Raw genomic sequence first — 20,341 nt, 5'->3', positions numbered from 1 at the left:
CTGTCTCCTGCATGGTCTGTCGCGAACTTATGCGCGCGGAGCGATCCGCACGATGTCGCGTTCGTAGTCGATCCGAGCGTCGAGGCCGCCCGTGAAAAGGCCGTACCAGACAGCAGGCTTCAGCCCCAACGCCCGGCGCTCGAAGGCAATCGGCACGTCGCTGGCAATCACCGTGTAGTCGCCTGCTGTCTCGATGCGGCATTCCGGCATCCGCCGTGCTGCATCGATCAGTGACGCGAACTCCGGCACGTTCAATACGAAAATCTGCAACGGCTGGGCACTCATGACTGACGCTCCTCGCGCAGGCGCTGATTAAGGCGTTGCGCTTTGCGCAGCCAGACGGCGTCGATACACGTGAAGGGTGCGCTCCCCTCGCGGGCTTCGTCTTCGATTTCCATCGCGGCCTCAAGCGTGGCGGCTGCATCGCGTGCGTCGATGCTCGCCAGCGCGCGCAGCTTCCGGGTGATCTCGATGAAATAGCCATTCGGGTCGCGGAAGTAGATCGACTCGATCACCTCGTGCGCCGTCTCGGCCGACACTTCGACACCGCGCGCTTCCAGACGGGCTTTCCACGCGTGCAGATCGGCTTGCGTATCGACCAGCCATGCGGTGTGCGTGGCGTCGAACACATGATCGTCGGGAAACGGCGCACTGCCCTGATGGCGGGCAAGCGTCGCGGGCTCGTCACTGCCGAGATAGTAGAAAAACGCGATGGTGCTGCCGTTGCCGCTATCGAAGAAGAAATGCAGGAAATCGGGGTGCGTGGCAGGTCCCCAGCCGCGCGCGGAGATCGTGTGGATCAGCGGCAGCCCGAGCACGTCGCGATAAAACTCGACGGTTTCGCGCAATCGCCACGTCGGCCGGGCCGTGTGGTCAACGCCATGCAGACGCAAGGCGAGATCCGCAGCGGGGATGTCATTCAACTTCATGTCGTGTCTCCCGGAGTTCGGGTAAATAGGTTGGCCAGAAAGGAGTGACTGGTGCCGTCATTGCGGAAACGTCTCGCGCAGCCAGTCTTGCAAGAGGCGTCCCGCGACGTAGCGCCCAGCTTCGTCCTCAGGTGCGAGCGCGCGGCCGTGGTGATCGCCGCGCACGCGCCGATGGGATTTGTGCGTCGTGCCGAGGCTCGCGTAGATGTCCGCGATCACACTCGGAAAGCACGCCTGATCGCCCGTGTATTCGATGAGCAGCGTCGGCTGCACGATGGCAGCCGCCGTTTTCGAGAGCAGCGCGTTCGACGACAGTCCCGACCACGTCGACAGCCACGCTTCGGGCGAACAGACGCGCCCGAAACCCACCGATCCGTAATTCGATGCGAACGGGTCGCTGCCCCACAACGAGCCGTAGCGACGGTCCGAAGGATCGAGTGTGAGGTCGAAGCAACGCAGATCGGCGTCGGTACGCCAGACGGTCATCAACGGTGTGTGGGCTGCCATACGGCGCAGCGCACCATCGGCACTGCCGCCCTCCCGCTTCATCCGTTCGCGCGCGCCTTGACGAGCGGCGATCAGATCGCGGGCCATTGCATCGAGCCGGGCCACGCGGGCCGTTTGCGCCGCACGGTAACGCGTGACGAAGTTGGCGTCGTAACGTGACGATGCGGGAGTGCCGGGTTCTCGCGGCACGAAACCGTTGGCCGGGTCGAACGGATCGAGCGTCGGATCGACCGACAGTGCGTCGTGCTCATTGGCAACCGACGGGTCGATACACGTTTGCAGCAACGCGCCCTGCCCCGGATGCGGGGCCACGAACACCACGCCATCGACGACCGGCATGTCGAGCGACGCCAGCTTTGTCAGGCGTCCACCGGGGGTGCGTTCGATACGCGCGTCGGGCGCCAGACCGGACTGCTGCACATAGAGTGCGTAAAGACCGCTGCCGCCCGAATTGCCGAGCAGCACGATGCGCTTGAAGCCCGCGTCGCGCAAAAAGCGCATGCCGGCGGCCACGTCGTAGAGCGCAAATTCGTGTTCGAGCCGCATGTCGTTACCCACCGAGCGCGGCGCCTGTGTCCACGCCGCGAAGCCCGCTTCGACGATATCCGGAATCAGGTAATGACACGCCATGAATTCGCGCGGATGCATGATGCAGACCACCGTATCAGGCGACCCGGCGGCGTAAAGCGATCCGCTCGTGGCCGCGCCGTCTCCCGTGCGCAGCACCACGTTGCGCGTGCTCGCGCCAAGCGGCAGGTCGCGCGGATTCCAGTCCGTGTTCAGAAACCCTGCGGTCGCGCTCTGGCCGTCGCCGCGACCCTGTTGCTGTTGACTCATCTGCCACCTCCATTTTTTTACATACTAGTTTAATTTTTTACGAATGAGTAAACATTTTTGCAAAAAATTGACGAAGTAGTAAAAACCCGTAAACAACCGTGGCACAGCGCTTTGCGCCGCGAGGGAATTTGGTTAAGGTGTTGGTTTTCTGACGCCTGCGTCAAAAGACGCGCCAGACAGTGGCCATGACCAAAGCACAGACCAAAAGCGACGCGTTGCGGGAAAACATTCTGGAAGTCGCTACGCGGCTGTTCATCGACCGGGGATTCGACGGCACGAGTTTCAACGACATTGCCGATGTCGTCGGCGTCAGCCGGCCGGCGCTGTACTACTACTTCAAGAGCAAGGAAGCGATTCTCGAAGTCCTCACGACGGTGGTCACCCGCGCGGCGGGCGAGCTCGCCTCCGAGGCGTTGCCGGAAAACTTGCAGCAGCCCTCGGCGATGCTGCGCCATCTCGTGCTGCGCCATGCGCACCTGATTCTCACGCACCCGCTGCAATTTCGCGTCGTCGAGCGCAATGAGGACAACCTGCCGCCCAAGCAGAAAAAGCTGGCCGAGCAGTCTCGCCGGACCGTGCTGGAGCAGTTCCGGCATGCCATCGAATTGGGGATCGAGCGGGGTCAGTTCCGCGTGATGGATGCGAAGGTCGCCGCGTTTTCCATCATCGGCATGTGCAATTGGACGGCGTGGTGGTTCACGCCCGCAGGCCCGCGCAAGGCCGAAGAGATCGCGGAGCAGATTGCCGATATGGCGTTGCGCACCGTCGAGCAGGCGCCCGGGCGGCAACCGGGTGAACCGGGCGCTGCCGGGGTGATCAAGCTGCTGCGCGAAGATATTGACTTGCTTGAGCGGCACCTCGCCACCGAGCGCGGCAAAGCGGCAACGTAACGCGCCTGCCGCGCTCGATCTGATTTCTGGCTATCGGGCCGCGGGCATCAGCGTGTTGCGAGTCCGGCAGACAACCTTCCCGCTCTTGGGCTCACCGCCGACCACCCAGTAGCCATCGACCCGCTTCCACTTATCCCCGGAGCGCGCGGGCGTGTTGCGCAGCATCAGGTTCTTGATATCCGTCAGGAGAGGGAGCGTCTCTGCAAAATAAGCATGTGACGGGAAGTCCTCCGGAAGATTCGAGACCACGTTGTCGATGCCGGGGACGACCACTTGCGGGGCCGTTCCACAGCCGACGCGCGGATAGTCGTGGACATGGCTGGACGCCGCCACCGCAAAGTCGTACGGGGAAAGGTAGACCGTCGTTCGGTCCGACACTTTCAGATAGTTCGGTGCGAGTTGCGCAAACAGATCGCGATCGACGTCGGCCGCGGCGAGGATGATCTGACCGAACCGAATACCCCGCTCCGAAGAGACGGTATTCACACCGGACGCAATCACGCGCAGCAATGCCCGATTCCCCATGCTGTGCGCCACGATATGAATCTTTCGCCCGTTTGCCGCCTTGGCGACCGTCTCCAGAAACGACCGGAAATACACCTCGCTGGTGTCGACGGTTGCCTCGTCGAAGGTGTACTTGGTGACCCCGCTTCTCGCTGCCCACGAAAACAGGAACATGTTGTTCGCAGGCACATCCAGATCAGCCCCCAGTTGCGCCGCGCGCAGTGCCGCGTCGTTGAAGGCGTTGTTGTAGCCGTGGATGAACACCACGACATAGCCGCTTTCGGGGCCCGTGACCGGCCGAAGTTCACGTTGCGCGATGGCAAGAAATTGCGCCTCTCCCGGTATCGACTCGAAACGGTTCACGGTCAGCTTCGGATCGCTTCCGAAGTACGTGCCGATGTCCGAGCCCAGCGAGCCCACACGGTGATTTTTGGGGATCGTGACGAACACGCGGCCATAGTGAAGCGCTTCATCCCGATCGTCTGAGAAGCCTGCCCCGGCGGACAACGCCTTGCGTGTTGTACCGAACATGACCGGATAGTCGAATGTCGACGCCGTCGGCCCCGTCTTCAGCGGAATCTCCGCCGTGGTTGGCGGTAGATAGCCCACCGCGCTCAGTGTCTTGTCAGACACCCCTGGCAACGTACACGCCGCAAGCAGCAGCGTGCCCATGAGTACTCCCCCGAGCCCCAAACCCCGTTTCATAGCAGCCTCCGCGATGCATTGTTCTGACGACAGCTTGCGTGGATAGTGCGGTCCGACAATTTTGCGCAACGCTACCGTAATCGTCGCGCGCCGGCAACTGGGGCAGACGATGACCGGCGATCGGCCTGCGCCCGATCGAGGCTGCCCCTTCGGGTATTAATCGCGAGCCGGCTTGATGTTCTGGTTGTGATGGAACAGGTTATGCGGGTCATACCGGGTTTTCGCGGCAACGAGACGCTCGTAGTTCGGGCCATAGGCTGCCCCGACCCGCTCCGCTTCGTCCTGTGTCAGGAAATTGACGTAAGCGCTACCCAGTGCAAATGGCGCGGCCGCGTCGAAAAACGCGCGTGCCCACGCGACACATCGCGCATCGTCGCCCGGGTCGTCCCAGCGTCCGTGCACGTTCATGACATATTGGGTATCGCGGCTCGGATAAGCCGTAGCGTCCGCCGGATAGCGGCTTGCCTGGCCCCCGATCTGCCCGAAGAAGATTTCGCATTGCGGCGACGGCAGCTTGCCAATTGCGTCGATCAACACGTCGAGCAGCCCATCCGGCAAGTCGGCCAGATTGTGCGACTTCCAGTAATTGCGTGCGCCGGGCGTCAACAGCGGATCGAACGCCTGTTGCCACGTGGCATACGGCATCGGGCCGAGGTGCTCGCCATACGGGGTACCGAATTGGCGCACCGCCGCCAGCGCCGCCGGGCCGTCTTCCAGCGCACCGGTGTAGCAGCTTGCAAACGCGACGACCGGTTTGCCGTGGACCGCCTCCGGCAGAAACGGCAACGGCGGTGCAAGGCGCAACACCGCCCATACCGAAAGCGCGTCGGGCATATCGCGCGCGGCAACCCGATAGCGTTTGAGCGCGTCTTTCGCCTGCGCCAACGGCAAGACGACAAGGCCGCCGTACACTTGCGGCCCGACCGGGTGCAGTTGAAACTCGAACATCGTGACGACGCCAAAATTGCCACCGCCGCCGCGAATCGCCCAGAAAAGGTGCTCGTGCGCATCGGCAGCGGTGTGGACCAGTTCCCCGTCGGCCGTCACGACATCCGCCGACAAGAGATTATCGATCGTCATGCCGTATTTCCGGGTAAGCCAACCGAACCCGCCGCCAAGCGTCAGGCCCGATACGCCGGTTGTCGAGTTGATCCCGAGCGGCGTCGCGAGACCGAAAGCCTGTGCTTCGTGATCGAAATCGCCCAGCGTGGCGCCCGGTTCGACATAGGCACGGCGTGCCACCGGATCGACACGCACCGATGTCATCGGCGACAAATCGATCATCAGCCCGCCGTCGCACACCGCCGTGCCGGCGATGTTGTGCGCGCCGCCACGCACGGCGAGCGGCAGCTTGTTATCGCGCGCAAAGTCCACGGCCCGGCGCACATCGGCGACACCCGCGCAGCGCACGATCACAGCCGGGTGGCGGTCGATCATGGCATTCCAAAGACGTCGTGACCGATCGAAATCAGGGTCGCCGGGCAGCAACACCTGGCCTCTTGTGGACGCGCTCAACGCGCCGATTGCCTCGGTGGATAAGTGGGTCATAAGACACCTCATGCTGTGTGGCCCGGACCTGAGGCAATCGCAGGGAGACTCGACAAATCTCCAAGGCTTTGCCCGCTTGAGAAGAGGGCGACTATGGGCGTCGTCTTTGGTGACTCTGTGTCGCTAATTACCCGTGACGCGGTGCATCTACGGGCGGTGTGCCGTCATGGAAAAGCGTCTTCAACTGTGAGCGCAACGCCGGCGAATCGGTATGCTTGTGAACCGTGATCGCGTGCTGCACGGCAGCCTCCAGCAATTCACCTTCGGAATCAGCACATAGCGCGACCGAGCAGTTCGTCTCGCTCGGGAACTCCCGGCAATCGATGTACTTTCGGGTCATGATCTTCTCCTCCTTCTAGGAACAAAATCACTCAGAAAGTATAGGTCGCGGGTGGTGAAATTGTTTCCACACCCTGCCATGAACCGGGGTCACGGCAACGCCGGCGGACCCCGCCGCACGTCCTTAACCGGCACAACGTGTCGCTTGAGCCCCAGCGCCGCCGCATCGATACCCAACGCCAACCCGACAAGCTGTGGCAAATGCAGCACCGGCAGATCGAGCGAGGTGTTCAGATCGCGTGCCATGTCGTCCTGATAGGTGTCGAGCACCGTATGACATAGCGGACACGGCGTTACCATCGCATCCGCGCCTGCCGCTTTCGCCGAAGCTACGTGGCGCCCGCTGAGTTTGATGGGAATCACGTCGCTTTGCGCCGAGCAGTGGAAACCGCAGCACGCCGTTCTGCCGGAATAGTCGACGGTCGTGCAGCCCAAAATCTGCGCGAGCGTTTCAATCGATCTGACGTCACGCGCATCCGTGTCGCCGAAAACCGAGGGCGGCCGGACGATGTGGCAGCCGTAGAACGCCGCGATCCGATGTTCCGACAACGGCGTTTTGACGAGTGCTCGCAACCGCGTCTCGCCGACCTCCTCCAGCAGATACCAGAGAAAGTGCGTCACACGTGCCGTGCCCCGGTAGACCAGCCCCTCCTCGGCGAGCTTGCGGTCCACGCGCGCACGCAACGCCGGGTCGTTGTCCACGCGTTGTTTGGCTTCGATCAGATTCAACGTACAGGTATTGCAGATCGTCATGAGATCGAGGCCTTTCGCCTCGGCCAGCGCGATGATGCGCACGTTGAGCGCAACGAAGCGCTCCGGGTCGGCCGCACGAATCTCACGACTGCCGGTGCAGGTGGCAGACGTCAGCGTTTCCAGCGTGATGCCCAGCCGGTCTGCCACGGCATGGGTGGCGTCCAGTAGCTCACCACACGTGGTACGTGCGCTGCATCCGGGGTAGAAGGCGATTTGCATGTCAGTGCCTTGGTGGAAAGAACTCATTTAAAGAAAATTCGCCGGATCGTCTTGATGCCGTCCACCGGCCGGCGCAGTAGCGCCGCCAACGGGCTGACCTTGCCACGCAGCATCAGCTTGAGGGTGCGGCCGGGCCGTTGCAGCACGGCGCGCCAGCCACGCGTGCCAAGCACGAGCAGCATGGGCTCGATACGCCCGCGTCGCGCGACGATATCCATGAACGTGCGCGCATGCGGCGACGCGTCGCGGGCGTGCGCGTAAGCCAGTTGCTTGAGCGGTTCAATCGCGGCACTCACGATGGGTATGTGCGCAGGACAAACGGCTTCGCACTGATAACAAGACACGCAATGGTGAACGTGCGCCTCGTCCAGAATGGCTTGCAGACGCGGCGCATCGTCGCGGGCGTCCAGCGCGACGCGCGCCAGATGCACCAGCGGCGCAGGTCCGGCAAACGCGATGTCGTCGGGAAAATCGAGCACCGGGCATGCCGAATAACAGGCCAGACAACTCAGGCAATCCATCGTGGCGCGCAGCGTCGCGGCGTTGGCCGCATTGATCGGCTCGGGAAACCCGCCATACGGCTTCGACCGCTGAAGCCATGTCTGCAACGACACCAGTTTCGCTTCGGCAGGCGCCCGGTCAACCGCCAGATCGCGAATCAGCGGCAGATGGCGCAGCGGTTCGATATGCATCTCCGCTTCGGCCGCCTCCCAGCAGGCGAGCACTTCGCGTCCGTTCATCCGCACGGCGCAGGTGCCGCACTTCTTGGTGCCGCAATACCATCGAAATCCGATATCGACGGCGAGCGATTCCTGCACGTAGTTCAGGGCGTCGATGATGCGCATGTGCGGCACCCCCGGCACCGCGAAGGTCTCGACATAGGGCGCAGCATCCGTCTCCGGATCGAAGCGCGAAATGTGCAGCGTCACCGTCGTCAGTTCACTGCCGTTGTCGATGTCACCCCGAAATTGCCTGACGTCCGAATGCATGGGTCCCCTCTGCGCGAATGGATGGTTATGGATGAATTGTTGAGGCGGGGATGACAGTGGGTCACCAAGGCACGCTGAAATACTCCTGCCGGTCGAACCCCGGCGCGATGCCCCCCGCCGGATAGCGCTCCTTCCTGAACCGGTAGTCGCTGCCGTCGCGCGCCACGATGTTCTTGCACTGCCACGCGGTGTTGTCGACGTACGGAAAGTCGGTGCGATAGAAGCTGCCGCGACTCTCCTCGCGCTTCAAGGCGCTTTGCAGCGTGACCTCGCAGACATCGATGAGGTTGTGAACATCCAGCGCATCGAGCCACGCCGTGTTGAAGCGCCGCGACGCGCTCGGCGGTGTCATGCGCGGCAACTCGCGCTCGCGGAACACGGCGAGCCGGGCCAGTCCCTCGCGCATCGCGTCGCCGCTCTTGATCAGGCCGTAGGCTTCGCCCATCGCATCCCAGATGCCGGTCTTGACGTGCATGGGGGCCAGAGGCTGCTGAGGGCTACCGCCCGCCCCCGCGCCCGTGCCCGTTCGAAGCGCCTCGACCCGTTGTTCCTCTCCCCGGATCTGCTGCGCCGTCAGATCGTCGTGCCGGTGATGGTCCGGCAGCCCTCCGGCGACCGACTCCGCCGCCAGCCCGCCGTCGTAGATCGCGACAGCCAGACTCCCCGTCACGTGAGCGCCCACGCCGCCCGCCACCCACAAGCCGTCTACGCTGGTGCGCATCGAGTGCGGGTCAGACTCGATGCCGCCCTGCCGGTAATGCATCGTGGTGCGCGCTTCGACTTTGTCGCGTGTGATGTCCAGCCCCAGCTTCTCGAACGCCGACCCGGCGTACTGATAGCGCCGCAGCACATCCGCATCGACATGGCTGTAAGACGTGTAGTAGCCGCCGCTAAAGCGTGCCTTGCCCGCGAGCACCTGCTGGGTCAGGCGCTTCACCTGAAGCGAGTACGGCGCGAGTGCGGCAGGCGCATCGCGTGCCTGCTCGAAGAAGCATTCGCCCTGCGCGTTGTACACACGCGAACTCTGGTCGGTCCCTACCAGCGGGTTCGGATACACGTGCAGGCGTTGCCACGTCGGCGGGTTCGCGAAATCGCTGATGTGCCAGAACTGCATTTCCAGATTGGTCATTTCCGCGCCCGCGCGCAGCGCCAGCGCAATGCCGTCGCCGGTCTGCTCGCGCGTGCCCGTGGAGCGGCGCACCAGCCGGTCGGCGTGCCCTGTCGCCATGACGACCGCCTTCGCATGCACGGCGAACATCTCCCCGTGCACGTAGTCCAGCGCCGTCAGGCCGCAAACTTCGCCATTCGCGTTGCGCAGCAGCGCGGTGACCACGCACTCCTCATGCATCGGAATGCCCCGCGCTTGCAGTTGCTTGCGCCGGATGTCCATCAGCAAGATGCCGGTTTGCCCCTGCATGGGCGCAACCGCCCAGCGCACCGGTGAGTGGCTCATCGCGATCTGGCCGTCGGCCTCACGCGAGAACAACAATCCCAGCGACTCCATCTCCGGATAGAAAGTGTTCTCGATCCAGTGACCGGCGGCCGCCAGATACGACTGATCGACGAGGAAATGGCTGTAGTACTTCGCGAAAAATTCGAGCGAAGCGGCCGCGTTCTGCTCGGTGCCGCCGAGCATCTTCGAGCCGACGATAACCGCGCCCGCCATGATCGACGCGCCGCTCTTGCCGACCAGCCCCTTGGAGATCAGCATCGGCTTCAGGCCCAGATCGTGCAGGCGCAACGCGGCATAGGTGCCAGCCCCGCCGCCGCCAACGACCACCACATCGCAATTGATCACCCTCATCGCAGCAGCGCCCTCCTGGGGCCGGTTGTCGAAACGTGTGAATGGAATGTGACCATTGTGGGCAGGCCACCCGGCACCGATGCAGCGATCGGGACACGTCATCCACCAAAGCGGCCAATGTGCGCGGCGCGGCAAGAGCGCCTCAAAACGCTCCCGGACGAGGCAAGCCGCCCCGGTAGAAAATTTTGTCCGCTTTGCGATATGTGTTGTCCCGCGCGCGGTGTGCCGGGCGGGCAAGTCACGCTAATGTGAGCAGGGCCGTAAGACAAATAACAACGACTATTTGGTATGAGGAGACACACCATGGATGCGACCCTGCAAGCCGTCGCCCGCAACGAGCGCGGTTCGCCGGCGAAGTCGGTCATCTTGGGCGCGGGTATCGGCAACGCGCTTGAGTGGTACGACTTCGCCTCGTTCGTGCTCTTTTCGCGCTATTTCTCAACGCAGTTCTTTCACGCGGAAGACCCGACCGCCGCCTTTCTGTCGACACTGGCCGTCTTCGCCGTCGGCTTTCTGCTGCGCCCCATCGGCGGCATCTACTTCGGCTGGCTTTCCGACCGCCGTGGCCGCCGCTTTGCGATGGTGGCTTCGATGGCTGTCACCGCCGCCGGGTGTCTTGTTATCGCGGTGTCGCCCACCTACGCGTCCATTGGCCTGATGGCCCCGGCGCTGCTCGTCTTCGGGCGCCTGCTTCAAGGCTTCGGTCTGGGAGGCGAGATCGGCGCATCGTTCACGTTCCTGGTGGAAAGCGCCCCCGTGAACCGGCGCGGCTTGTGGTCGAGCAGCATGTTCATCGCCATCACCGGCGGCTCGCTGCTGGCCACCGCCGTCGGGCTGGTGCTCACGCAGGTGTTCTCCGCCGACGAGATGACCCGCTTTGGCTGGCGCATCCCCTTCTTCTTCGGTACCGCCCTCGGGGTCTATGCACTGTTCCTGCGTGGTCGACTCAAAGAAACCTCCGCGTTCGAACAGGAGCAGAGCGAGGCGCGCTCAGGTGTACCGACACAACCGATGGCGCACGCCATCTGGGAGCACCGCGCATCGGTGCTGCGAATCATTGCCCTCACGGCGGGACCGACGTTGACGTTCAACACGTGGATGTCGGGGGCCATTACGTTCGCCACGCACTTCAAGGGGGTCGATGCGCGTCAGGGGCTATGGGCGCTGTGCATCGGCTGTCTGGTCTACATGGCCGTGCAGCCGTTCTGGGGTGCACTCTCCGATCGCATCGGCCGTAAGCCCAACCTGCTGCTGGGTGCGGGCGGATCGGCGCTGGTCATCGTGCCTGCGCTGATGCTCATCGACGGCTCCTTCGTGCGGCTGACGCTGGCGATCTGCGTTGGGCTGGTCGTGCTGGCCGCGTGGACCGCCATCGCCCCGGCGGTCTATGCGGAATTGTTCCCCACGCGCATTCGTGCCACCGGCGTCGCCATCCCCTACTCGCTGACGGTGGCGATCTTCGGCGGCACCGCCCCATACCTTCAGAACTGGCTGGCCGACCACGGACATCTGGGGTGGTTCGCCGCGTATCTGATTGCACTCAACCTGTTGACGGTGGCGGCCGTCCTCTGGATGCCGGAAACGCGCGGGCGAGCACTCGAATAACCGTTGTCAATCAGGTAGTTGCAGGCTGGAGGCTCGACCTCCAGCCTCGTGTTAACCCCCATGTCCTGCAACCGACGTTAAGGAAAGAATGAAACGCGCATTCCTTTCCCCTGAAGCCAGGTGGCACGTCATGCAGACCCGGATCATCACCGCACAGGATGTCGAGTTCTTCGAGTCGCGAATCTCGCCCGCGCCCATGGTCGGGCTGGCGTTCGAGTTTCCGTCGGGCGGTGGCGTCGAGCCGCACGTGCATCCCTACGGGCAAGTCCTGTTCGGCAGCGAAGGCATCATGACCGTGGACACGCCTCGCGGCACGTGGGTCGTGCCCCCACAGCGCGCCGTCTGGATTCCGCCGATGACGCTGCACGCCGTGCGCCTGCGTGCGTCGTTCGGCATGCACAACCTGCTGATCTCGCCGCACGTCGTGGCCGACCTGCCGAAGACCTGCGAACCGCTCGTCGTCTCGAACCTGATGCGCGAACTGATCCTGCGCGCCGCCGCCACCGACGAACCCATGCTGCGCAAGCGCCACGTCGACAAGTTCTTCGAGATCATCCGCGACGAGCTCGAATTCAGCGACGAGATTCCGCTTTCGCTCGAAATTCCGCGTGAACGCCGCCTCGCCCGCCTGTGCACCGAATTCCTGCGCGAGCCGTCAGACAACCGCACGTTGCAGGAATGGGGCGACCACGTCGGTGCCAGCGCACGCACGCTGTCGCGGCTATTTACCCGCGAACTCAATCTCACTTTCGACGAATGGCGCCGCCATGTGCGCCTGCAAGAGGCGCTTTACCGGCTGGCCGAAGGCCGCGCCGTCTCAGCGGTCGCCAATGAGCTCGGCTACGAAAGCACGACCGGTTTCATCGAAATGTTCCGCAAATCCCTCGGACGCACGCCCGGCCAGTACTTCACCTGAGCCCTCGCCCTACCGCGCCTTACCTGCCTCGCCCCCTGCGACGCCCCCTTTGAAATCCACGCCACCCGGCACCCGCCGGACAACTGTTGCTTTTTCAACTCTTATATAAGACATAAGACATTTGACCTTATGAGTTGTGGGGACTAAAATCGCGGGCAAAGCAGTGTCCGGAACACCCATGGAGGCCCACAAGGCCTTCTCCTGAAACTCAATACCAGCAGGTCCCCAAATGCTTGAAAACTTTCGTGCTCACGTGGCCGAACGCGCCGCACTCGGTATTCCTCCCCTGCCGCTGTCGGCTCAACAGACCGCCGAACTGGTGGAACTGCTGACGAATCCCCCCGCCGGCGAAGAACAGACGCTGGTCGAACTGATTACCCACCGAGTGCCCGCCGGCGTGGACGAAGCCGCCCGCGTGAAGGCCGGTTTCCTGGCCGCCGTGGCCAAGGGTCAGACGCCGTGCACGCTGATCTCGCGTGCCCGCGCGACCGAATTGCTCGGCACGATGCTGGGCGGTTACAACATCGCCCCGCTGATCGAGTTGCTCGCCGACGCCGAAGTGGGCACGGTGGCTGCCGACGCGCTGAAGAAAACCCTGTTGATGTTCGATCAGTTCCACGACGTCAAGGAACTGGCCGACAAGGGCAACGCCAACGCGCGCGCCGTGCTGCAAAGCTGGGCCGACGCCGAGTGGTTCACCAGCCGTCCGGAAGTGCCGCAAAGCCTGACGATCACCGTGTTCAAGGTCACGGGCGAAACCAACACCGACGACCTGTCGCCGGCCCCTGACGCCACCACGCGCCCGGACATCCCGCTGCACGCGCTGGCCATGTTGAAGAACACGCGTCCCGGCATCACCCCGGAAGAAGACGGCAAGCGCGGCCCGATCAAATTCATCGAATCGCTGAAGGACAAGGGCCATCTGGTCGCCTACGTGGGCGATGTGGTCGGCACGGGCTCCTCGCGCAAGTCGGCGACCAACTCGGTGCTGTGGTTCACGGGCGAAGACATCCCGTTCGTGCCGAACAAGCGTTTCGGCGGCGTGTGTCTGGGCAGCAAGATCGCCCCGATCTTCTACAACACGATGGAAGATGCCGGCGCCCTGCCGATCGAACTCGACGTGTCGCAAATGGAAATGGGCGACGTGGTTGAGCTGCGCCCGTACGACGGCAAGGCCCTCAAGAACGGCGAAGTGATCGCCGAGTTCCAGGTCAAGTCCGACGTGCTGTTCGACGAAGTGCGCGCTGGCGGCCGTATTCCGCTGATCATCGGCCGTGGCCTGACCGCCAAGGCACGTGAAGCGCTGGGTCTGGCCCCGTCGACCCTGTTCCGCCTGCCGCAGCAACCGGTCGACAGCGGCCGTGGCTTCTCGCTGGCTCAGAAGATGGTCGGCCGCGCCTGCGGCCTGCCGGAAGGTCAAGGCGTGCGTCCGGGCACGTACTGCGAACCGAAGATGACCTCGGTCGGCTCGCAAGACACCACGGGCCCGATGACCCGTGATGAACTGAAGGATCTGGCCTGCCTGGGCTTCTCGGCCGACCTCGTCATGCAGTCGTTCTGCCACACCTCGGCCTATCCGAAGCCGGTGGACGTGAAGACGCACCGCACGCTGCCGAACTTCATCAGCACGCGCGGCGGTATCGCCCTGCGTCCGGGCGACGGCGTGATTCACTCGTGGCTGAACCGCATGCTGCTGCCCGACACCGTCGGCACCGGCGGCGACTCGCACACGCGCTTCCCGATCGGCATCAGCTTCCCGGCAGGTTCGGGTCTGGTCGCCTTCGCCGCTGCCACCGGCACGATGCCGCTGGACATGCCGGAATCGGTGCTGGTCCGCTTCAAGGGCAAGATGCAACCGGGCGTGACGCTGCGCGATCTGGTCAACGCCATTCCGCTGTACGCCATCAAGCAAGGCATGCTGACGGTCGCCAAGCAAGGCAAGAAGAACATCTTCTCGGGCCGCATTCTCGAAATCGAAGGCCTGCCCGACCTGAAGGTCGAGCAAGCGTTCGAACTGTCGGACGCCTCGGCAGAGCGCTCGGCCGCCGGTTGCACGGTTCACCTGAACAAGGCACCGATCATCGAGTACATCACCAGCAACATCACGCTGCTGAAGTGGATGATCGCCGAAGGCTATCAAGACCCGCGCAGTATCCAGCGCCGTATCTCGGCGATGGAGCAATGGCTGGCCGACCCGCAACTGCTGGGCCCGGACGCCGACGCTGAGTACGCTGCCGTGATCGAGATCGATCTGGCCGACATTCACGAGCCGATCGTGGCCTGCCCGAACGACCCGGACGACGTGAAGACGTTGTCGGATGTGGCCGGCGCCAAGATCGACGAAGTGTTCATCGGCTCGTGCATGACCAACATCGGTCACTTCCGTGCCGCCTCGAAGCTGCTCGAAGGCAAGCGCGACATTCCGGTCAAGCTGTGGGTCGCCCCGCCGACCAAGATGGACCAGAAGCAGTTGACCGAAGAAGGCCACTACGGCGTTTTTGGTACTGCCGGTGCCCGTACCGAAGCGCCAGGCTGCTCGCTGTGCATGGGTAATCAGGCACAAGTGCGCGAAGGTGCAACGGTCATGTCGACCTCGACCCGTAACTTCCCGAACCGTCTGGGCAAGAACACGAACGTGTACCTTGGCTCGGCGGAACTGGCGGCAATCTGCTCGCGTCTGGGCAAGATTCCGAGCAAGGAAGAGTACATGGCCGACATGGGCGTGCTGAGCGCCAACAGCGATAAGATCTACAAGTACATGAACTTCGACCAGATCGAAGACTTCAAGGAAGTGGCCGACACCGTCAAGGCGTAAGCCTGCGGTCGGGTTACGGCGCGTCGGTTGCGCCGTAGCGTCAAAAAAAGCGCCCCGAGTGAAAGCTCGGGGCGCTTTTTATTTGCGCAGCGACGACGGGAAAGACCGGGTAGTCAGCTTCGTTTTAGTCATCCAGCGACACATCATTCGGCGTCTCGAACACCGACTTCAGCTTCTGGCTCAGCGGCAGATTCAGGTTGATGTTCTGCGGCGGAATCGGCGACATGAACCACTTCTGATACAGCTTGTTGGCCTCGCCGCTCGTCTGGATACGGGCAATCGTCTTGTCGACGATAGCCTTCAACGCCGGATCGTTCTTGGGCAGCATGCAGGCGATGGCTTCAAACGTCTGCGGCTCGCCGGTAATGATGTAGTCATCCGACTTGCTCGCCTTGGCCTTCTCCGCCGACAGCACGTCCGAGTCCATGAAGAACGCGGCCGCGCGGCCCTGCTGCACCATCATGAATCCCTGCGCGTGATCGGTTGCCGCCACGATCATCACATTCATCTTCGCTTCGGCAATTTTCTTGCGCAGATAGCGCTCGGAGGTCGTGCCTGCGGTCACCGCAATCGTCTTGCCTTCGATATCGTTGAATGACCGGATGCCCGAGGTGCGCTTCGTCAGCAGACGCGTTTCCGTAATCGAGATCGTGTTCGAAAACTCGACCTGCTTGCGGCGTTCCGCGTTGTTCGTCGTGCCGCCACACTCCAGATTGATCGTGCCGCTTTGCACCAGCGGAATGCGGTTCTGCGCGGTAATCGGCATCATGCGCACCTGCAAGCCGGGCGCGTCGATCTCCTTCTTGATCGCCTCCACGATCTGCAAAGCGATCTCCTGCGAGTAGCCGATCACGTTCTGGCCGTTGTCGTAGTACGAATACGGCACCGACGACTCGCGATTGCCCAGCACGATGACGTTGTTCTCCTTGATCTTCTTCAGAGACCCGGTGAGCGGCGTGGCAGCCTGGGTATTCGCCACACCGCTCATCAGCGCCAACAACACAACCCCGTAGCTCATGTACTTCATCTTGTCGTCTCCACCCGCCATCGAAAGCGGTTACTTATGGTTATGCAGAAGGGAATGCAGATACGTGGAATGCATGGAACGCTCGACGCGACACCACGGCATCACGTCATCACGGCATCAAGTCAACGCAGCACACGCCCGTGCGATTCGCGCGCACGCTTCGCGCAAGTTTTCCATCGACGTGGCAAACGAGAGCCGGAATGCCGGCGAGATACCGAAGGCTTCGCCCTGAATCACTGCGACGTCCTGCGTGTCGAGCAGATAGAGAATGAAATCGGTGTCGTTGTTGATGACCTTCCCTTCCGGCGTCGTCTTGCCGATCACACCGGCGCACGACGGGTAGGCATAGAACGCGCCGACCGGCTTCGCGCAGTGCAGCCCCTCAATCGCGTTGAGCTGTTCGACCACGAGATCGCGGCGCGCCGTGTACTGGGCTTTCCATTCGACGAGAAAGTCGCGCGTGCCGGTAAGCGCGGCCAGCGCACCCGCCTGACTGATGGCGGACGGGCTGCTGGTGCTCTGCGACTGAAGCTTGGCAATCGCCTTGATCAAGTCGCGCGGGCCGCCCGCGAAACCGATGCGCCAGCCCGTCATGGCATACGCCTTGGAAACGCCGTTCACCGTCAGCGTGCGATCAAGCAGATGCGGGTTGACCTGCGCAAACGTGAAGAACGCCTCGCCGTCGTAGATCAGGTATTCGTAGATGTCGTCGGTCAGCACCATCACGTTCGGGTACTTCGTCACGACGTCGCCGAGGCGCTGCAACTCTTCTCGGGTATAGGTCGCGCCCGTCGGGTTGCACGGCGAATTCAGAATCACCCACTTGGTGCGCGGCGTGATCGCGGCCTCGAGCTGCGCCGCCGTGAGCTTGTAGCCGTCTTCCGCACGGCAATCGACGATCACCGGCGTGCCGCCGTTGAGCAGCGTCATGTCCGGATACGACACCCAGTACGGCGCGGCGATGATGACCTCGTCACCTTCGTCGACCGTGCTGGTGAGGGCATTGAAGATGATCTGCTTGCCGCCGTTGGCGACCGTCACCTGATCCATGCCGTAGTCGAGCCCGTTCTCGCGGCGGAATTTTTCGCAGATCGCCTGCTTGAGTTCCGGCGTGCCGTCGACCACCGTATAGCGGGTCTTGCCGGCCTTCATCGCGGCGTATGCGGCTTCGATGATGTGATCGGGCGTATCGAAGTCGGGTTCACCGGCGGTGAGCCCGATGATGTTTCTGCCCTGTGCGCGCAGTGCCTTGACGCGGCCGGTTGCCATAGAACTGGGCGACGGTTTGATCCGGCCCATGCGGGTAGCCAACAAACTCATGATGTTTCGATTCCGTAGAAATGGGGGACGGGAAAGCAGGAAAGCGGAAGCACGCTCAAGCGATCACGCCGAGCTTGCGCAGACGCTCGTCGATCCAGTCGCGCTTGTCCTTGCCCGCGCGAATCGCCGTCTTGCGCTGCTCCTCACGGGCGGCCTGCTCGCGTGCCTTGCCGAGCACGTAGGTCCATTGGTCGGGCGGCACGGCGACCACGCCGTCTTCATCGCCGACGATGAGGTCGCCAGCGTTGATGACCAGACCACCGATGCTCACCGGCACGTTGACTTCGCCCGGCCCTTCCTTGAACGGTCCACGGTGCGTGTTGCCGCGTGCATAGCAGGGGAAGTCGGCCGCGCGAAACGCGCCGATATCGCGCACGGCACCATCGATTACGAAACCAGCGATACCCCGCACTTCCGCGTGAATCTGCATCAACTCGCCGATCAGGGCCTGCGTTACATCGCCGCTCGCATCGACCACGATCACGTCGCCGGGCGCGGCCATATCCATCGCCTTGTGGATCATCATGTTGTCGCCGGGACGCACCTTCACGGTGATCGCTCGGCCGACGAGGCGCTTGCCCGCGTGATACGCACGCAAGCCCTGCACCCCGCAAATGCGCTGCATGCTGTCGCTGATGTGCGACGTGACGATATTGGCGTAGGCGTCGAGAATGTCGGCAGGGATTGGGGCCGGCATCGGCAGCACGCGAAATCCCGCTTGGTTGTGTTCGTTCATGGTGTCCTCATCGAAGAATGGGAAGCATTTGGAATGCGCCGTCAGAGCGTGCGGTGCGCGCGCAGATACGGCACCAGTCCGCCGGCGTTCAGAATCTGAAGAATTTCCGGCGCAATGGGCGCGCCGTGCAGCGGTGTCGTCTCGTCGTTGATCCAGACTTGCGTCTGCTCGCCGAAGACGACACGCACCGTATCGCCTTCGCCGATGCGCGACGTATCGCACTCGACCGGATACAAGCCGTTGTTGATGGCGTTGCGGAAGTAAGTGCGCGCAAAGGTCTGCGCCAGCACCACACGCACGCCCGCGCCGACTACGGCGGTGACGGCAACTTCCATCGCCGACCCGCAGCCGAAGTTCTTGCCCGCAACGATCAAGTCGCCAGCGCGCACGCTCTGAGCAAAGTCGGGATGCGTCGTCTCGAACAGGTACTGCCGCAGCACTTGCGGATCGAGCGAGTCACGCTTGCGGCGCGACGAGATGATGTAGTCGGTATTGACGTCGTCGCCGAAACAGCGTGCGCGTCCTTCAATGGTTTGTGCGTTCATGAGCGATGGCCAAGCTGTGATGGCGCTACGAGATAACCGGCCACCGCACTGGCGGCGCAGACTTGCGGCGAGGCGAGATAGATGTTCGCGTCGGCGTTGCCCATCCGGCCCTTGAAGTTGCGATTGGCCGTCGACACGACGTTGACGCCGTCGCCGGGAATGGCACCGCCCGTGCCGCAGCACGAACCGCATCCGGGTGTGACGACAATGGCACCGAAGGCGAGAAAATCGGCCAGTTCGCCGCCACGCACCAGGGCTTCCATAATTTCGCGCGACGCCGGTGTCACCACCAGTTGCACGCCCGGGGCAGGGCCACCGTGTTCGCGCAATACCGCCAGCGCTTCCTGAAAGTCCTTCACGCGCCCGCCGGTACACGTACCGAGATACGCCATATGAATCGGCGTGTGTTCAAGCTCGGAAACGGTGACCACGTTATCGACCTGATGCGGACGGGCGACGTTGGGCTCGACCGTCGCGAGATCGAGCGTGATGCGCTCGGCGTATTGCGCGTCGTCGTCCGCCGTAAGTGTGTCTTCGCTGTCCTCCACACCCTGCATGGGGCGCTTTGCGAGATAGTCGCGCACGGTCGCATCGACGGGAAACAGGGCGTTCTTCGCCCCCATCTCGATCACCATGTTCGCGATCGTGAGGCGATCGTCGAAATCGAGCCCGGCAATGCCGTCACCGTGAAATTCGAGCGTCTTGTAAGCCGCGCCGTCGGCACCGAGGATGCGGGCGAGCGCCAGCGCAATGTCCTTGCCCCCGACACCAGCCGCGAGGTTGCCGGTCAGTTCCACGCGAATGCTCGCGGGCACCTTGAGCCAGACTTTGCCGGACATCATGACCGCCGCCAGATCGGACGAGCCGATGCCGGTGGCGAAGCAACCAGCGGCGCCGTACATCACCGAGTGACTATCGGCACCGACGAGCAGACGCCCGGGGCGGGCATAGCCCTGTTCGACCATGAGTTGGTGGCCGATACCGGCGCCGACGTCGAAAACTTTGACCGCATGGGCCGAAGCGAACTTGCGGATACGCGCCTGTAACAGCGCCGACTTAGCCGACGGCGCGGGTGCGTAGTGATCGAAGGCGAACACCAGTTGCGCCGGATGCAGCGGTGCGGTACCGCCCATGGCGTCGAAATAGTCGAGCGCCATCGGCACCGATGCGTCGGTGCCCAGCGCGAAATCGACGGTGCAAATGGCGATCTCGCCCGCACGTACGACCCTGCCCGCTTTACGGGACAGCAACTTTTCGGAAAGCGTCTGACCTGCCATTGCCCCCACTCCTTGAAACCCGAATTACCGGATACCCAACGGGCATCCATGGCAAACAAGTATGGGGATGACGCCT

General features: G+C 63.0%; 18 protein-coding genes. 4 read left to right on the top strand and 14 right to left on the bottom strand.

Annotation, left to right across the window (positions count from 1 at the left end; all coding sequences use genetic code 11):
• Positions 1–27 precede the first annotated feature (27 nt).
• Genes AT302_RS28360 through AT302_RS08590 form a run of 3 tightly spaced genes read right to left on the bottom strand, consistent with a single transcriptional unit; the run spans position 28 to position 2,273 of the window.
• Positions 28–285: a hypothetical protein gene (locus AT302_RS28360; protein ID WP_322788732.1), complete on the bottom strand. Its 258-nt coding sequence runs from the start codon at positions 283–285 to the stop codon at positions 28–30.
• Entirely contained in the window at positions 282–929 is a 648-nt protein-coding gene (locus AT302_RS08595; RefSeq protein WP_322788731.1) for a VOC family protein, read from the bottom strand. Before AT302_RS08595 ends, AT302_RS28360 begins: the two co-directional genes overlap by 4 nt.
• Before the next feature lie 57 nt (positions 930–986).
• On the bottom strand, positions 987–2,273 hold the full coding sequence (locus tag AT302_RS08590) for an alpha/beta fold hydrolase (RefSeq protein WP_058378082.1): 1,287 nt from the start codon (positions 2,271–2,273) through the stop codon (positions 987–989).
• 185 nt (positions 2,274–2,458) lie between these two features.
• On the opposite strand from AT302_RS08590, the gene AT302_RS08585 reads away from it, so the two are divergent.
• Positions 2,459–3,163, top strand: a complete 705-nt coding sequence (locus tag AT302_RS08585) for a TetR/AcrR family transcriptional regulator (protein ID WP_058378081.1) — start codon at positions 2,459–2,461, stop codon at positions 3,161–3,163.
• 30 nt (positions 3,164–3,193) lie between these two features.
• Here the strand turns inward: AT302_RS08585 and AT302_RS08580 are convergent, their stop codons facing one another.
• The 6 genes from AT302_RS08580 to AT302_RS08555 all read right to left on the bottom strand — a co-directional run bounded on the left by AT302_RS08580 (position 3,194) and on the right by AT302_RS08555 (position 10,024).
• Positions 3,194–4,372 carry an alpha/beta hydrolase gene (locus AT302_RS08580; protein ID WP_084656104.1) on the bottom strand — a complete coding sequence of 393 codons (1,179 nt, stop codon included), beginning with the start codon at positions 4,370–4,372 and terminating at the stop codon, positions 3,194–3,196.
• Positions 4,373–4,528: 156 nt separating this feature from the next.
• On the bottom strand, positions 4,529–5,920 hold the full coding sequence (locus AT302_RS08575) for an FAD-binding oxidoreductase (protein ID WP_058378079.1): 1,392 nt from the start codon (positions 5,918–5,920) through the stop codon (positions 4,529–4,531).
• 127 nt (positions 5,921–6,047) lie between these two features.
• Positions 6,048–6,260 carry a DUF1059 domain-containing protein gene (locus AT302_RS08570; RefSeq protein ID WP_058378078.1) on the bottom strand — a complete coding sequence of 71 codons (213 nt, stop codon included), beginning with the start codon at positions 6,258–6,260 and terminating at the stop codon, positions 6,048–6,050.
• Between the two features lie 89 nt (positions 6,261–6,349).
• Positions 6,350–7,258: a CoB--CoM heterodisulfide reductase iron-sulfur subunit B family protein gene (locus AT302_RS08565; protein ID WP_084656103.1), complete on the bottom strand. Its 909-nt coding sequence runs from the start codon at positions 7,256–7,258 to the stop codon at positions 6,350–6,352.
• Complete coding sequence (locus AT302_RS08560) at positions 7,255–8,220, bottom strand: succinate dehydrogenase/fumarate reductase iron-sulfur subunit (protein ID WP_058378076.1); 966 nt, start codon at positions 8,218–8,220, stop codon at positions 7,255–7,257. Before AT302_RS08560 ends, AT302_RS08565 begins: the two co-directional genes overlap by 4 nt.
• A 61-nt stretch (positions 8,221–8,281) precedes the next feature.
• Positions 8,282–10,024: an FAD-binding protein gene (locus tag AT302_RS08555; protein ID WP_058378075.1), complete on the bottom strand. Its 1,743-nt coding sequence runs from the start codon at positions 10,022–10,024 to the stop codon at positions 8,282–8,284.
• Positions 10,025–10,327: 303 nt separating this feature from the next.
• Here AT302_RS08555 and AT302_RS08550 point away from each other — a divergent pair, with 303 nt between their 5' ends.
• The 3 genes from AT302_RS08550 (at position 10,328) to acnB (ending at position 15,360) form a co-directional block, all read left to right on the top strand.
• Positions 10,328–11,629 (top strand): MFS transporter, encoded by a 1,302-nt coding sequence (locus AT302_RS08550; RefSeq protein ID WP_058378074.1) that lies wholly within the window; start codon positions 10,328–10,330, stop codon positions 11,627–11,629.
• Between the two features lie 130 nt (positions 11,630–11,759).
• On the top strand, positions 11,760–12,545 hold the full coding sequence (locus AT302_RS08545; protein WP_058378073.1) for an AraC family transcriptional regulator: 786 nt from the start codon (positions 11,760–11,762) through the stop codon (positions 12,543–12,545).
• Between the two features lie 229 nt (positions 12,546–12,774).
• Positions 12,775–15,360, top strand: coding sequence for a bifunctional aconitate hydratase 2/2-methylisocitrate dehydratase (gene acnB, locus AT302_RS08540; RefSeq protein ID WP_058378072.1), 2,586 nt, complete (start codon positions 12,775–12,777; stop codon positions 15,358–15,360).
• Between the two features lie 124 nt (positions 15,361–15,484).
• Here acnB and AT302_RS08535 read toward each other — a convergent pair whose 3' ends face one another.
• The 5 genes from AT302_RS08535 to AT302_RS08515 all read right to left on the bottom strand — a co-directional run bounded on the left by AT302_RS08535 (position 15,485) and on the right by AT302_RS08515 (position 20,265).
• Positions 15,485–16,387: a glutamate/aspartate ABC transporter substrate-binding protein gene (locus AT302_RS08535; RefSeq protein WP_058378071.1), complete on the bottom strand. Its 903-nt coding sequence runs from the start codon at positions 16,385–16,387 to the stop codon at positions 15,485–15,487.
• A 117-nt stretch (positions 16,388–16,504) separates the two neighbouring features.
• On the bottom strand, positions 16,505–17,707 hold the full coding sequence (locus AT302_RS08530) for an aminotransferase class I/II-fold pyridoxal phosphate-dependent enzyme (RefSeq protein WP_058378070.1): 1,203 nt from the start codon (positions 17,705–17,707) through the stop codon (positions 16,505–16,507).
• Positions 17,708–17,762: 55 nt separating this feature from the next.
• On the bottom strand, positions 17,763–18,443 hold the full coding sequence (locus tag AT302_RS08525) for an RraA family protein (protein WP_058378069.1): 681 nt from the start codon (positions 18,441–18,443) through the stop codon (positions 17,763–17,765).
• A gap of 41 nt (positions 18,444–18,484) precedes the next feature.
• A complete protein-coding gene (locus AT302_RS08520; protein ID WP_058378068.1) occupies positions 18,485–18,988 on the bottom strand; it encodes a LeuD/DmdB family oxidoreductase small subunit in 504 nt (167 codons plus the stop codon).
• Positions 18,985–20,265 (bottom strand): 3-isopropylmalate dehydratase large subunit, encoded by a 1,281-nt coding sequence (locus tag AT302_RS08515; RefSeq protein ID WP_058378067.1) that lies wholly within the window; start codon positions 20,263–20,265, stop codon positions 18,985–18,987. Before AT302_RS08515 ends, AT302_RS08520 begins: the two co-directional genes overlap by 4 nt.
• Positions 20,266–20,341 lie beyond the last annotated feature (76 nt).

Origin of the sequence: Pandoraea norimbergensis, assembly GCF_001465545.3 — a bacterium.
Classification (GTDB): domain Bacteria; phylum Pseudomonadota; class Gammaproteobacteria; order Burkholderiales; family Burkholderiaceae; genus Pandoraea; species Pandoraea norimbergensis.
This window is presented reverse-complemented; position numbering and strand designations above follow the sequence as displayed.